2 protein-coding genes are annotated in these 456 nt (G+C 25.9%); both read right to left on the bottom strand.

The features are described from left to right. Nucleotides 1–22: 22 nt before the first annotated feature. Nucleotides 23–148: a hypothetical protein gene (locus tag CN514_RS26720; protein ID WP_286141834.1), complete on the bottom strand. Its 126-nt coding sequence runs from the start codon at nt 146–148 to the stop codon at nt 23–25. Between the two features lie 77 nt (nt 149–225). Next, complete coding sequence (locus tag CN514_RS26115) at nt 226–381, bottom strand: hypothetical protein (protein ID WP_176526084.1); 156 nt, start codon at nt 379–381, stop codon at nt 226–228. Nucleotides 382–456 lie beyond the last annotated feature (75 nt).

Raw genomic sequence — 456 nt, 5'->3', positions numbered from 1 at the left:
ATGCGTTAGTTGAATAAGTTACTTATTTTATCTCTTTTAACAGTTTAATAATTTCTTCATTTTGCTTTGAAACTTTTCTCAATGCATCTGAAAAATACCATATTAAATAACAAGCTATTGCAACTAAAAATAGTATTGGTACTAGCAATTTTATTCTCCCCCAAGCATTTTTCAAATTCCAATTCCAGATTAGCTCTTGATCTTCAACTAACTCATGTGTTAGTTCTAAAATATAATATTTTTTAACAATAGAACTGCGTAAACAATAGCGCTACCAACAATAACTAATAACCCTATCATTAAAAAGCCATATATAAAGCCCTTACCCATTGAAAATATATCTAAAAACATATTTTTAAAGATGTTAAGTAACTTTTTCATAATTTTTCTCCTTATGGCAAATATTTAATTTATTTTTACCATAAAAACCCAATTTCTTATTCAATATACTGCCAT

Source organism: Bacillus sp. AFS001701, from assembly GCF_002559405.1.
GTDB lineage: Bacteria > Bacillota > Bacilli > Bacillales > Bacillaceae_G > Gottfriedia.
This window is presented reverse-complemented; position numbering and strand designations above follow the sequence as displayed.

Excerpts from the sequence above, each read along its gene's own strand:
- CN514_RS26115 (WP_176526084.1), bottom strand. The coding sequence starts at position 381 with ATGAAAAAGTTACTTAACATCTTTAAAAATATGTTTTTAGATATATTT.